Raw genomic sequence first — 500 nt, forward strand, 5'->3', positions numbered from 1 at the left:
CCATAGAGCAGGAAGCCCAGGTTGCCGCCCACGGCGAGGTAGCGCAGGGGAATCATGGTCTTGACGAAGGAGCTGACCACCACGAGGGCCGCCGCGACCGCCGCGGAGCACAGGGCGATGATGCCGGACGGCGTCGCCACCTCCATCCGGAGGCCGGTGAGCGCGGCGTCCAACAGTGCAAGCGTCGACATACGGACTCCTCTTTCCGGGCGAAGGCGCCTGCGTCGAGGATGCCACACGAACGGCCGCCGGGCGCTCCGGGTCAGACCTCCTGCACCACGCCGTTGCGCAGGATACCGACGCGCGAGATCTCGACCTCGACCCTGTCGCCGGGCTTGAGCCACAGCGGCGGGTTGCGCTTGACGCCGACGCCGCCAGGCGTCCCGGTCACGATCACGTCGCCCGGCTGCAGCGTCATGAAGGCCGACACGTAGGCCAGCAGGGTCGGCACCGGAAAGATCATCTGGTCGGTTCTCGCATGTTGAACCACGACCTCGTTG

Annotated in this window: 2 protein-coding genes; both read right to left on the bottom strand. The window is 68.2% G+C overall.

What is annotated here, in order from left to right; genetic code table 11:
• Positions 1 to 191 (bottom strand): hypothetical protein (locus tag AC1DTN_RS39450; protein WP_477925715.1); only part of this gene is annotated, 191 nt, incomplete at its 3' end.
• Between the two features lie 71 nt (positions 192 to 262).
• Positions 263 to 500, bottom strand: a 238-nt coding sequence (locus AC1DTN_RS39455; protein WP_477925716.1) for a fumarylacetoacetate hydrolase family protein, incomplete at its 5' end; no start/stop codon positions are given.

The organism is Rhizobium sp. 01T444, from assembly GCF_056398305.1.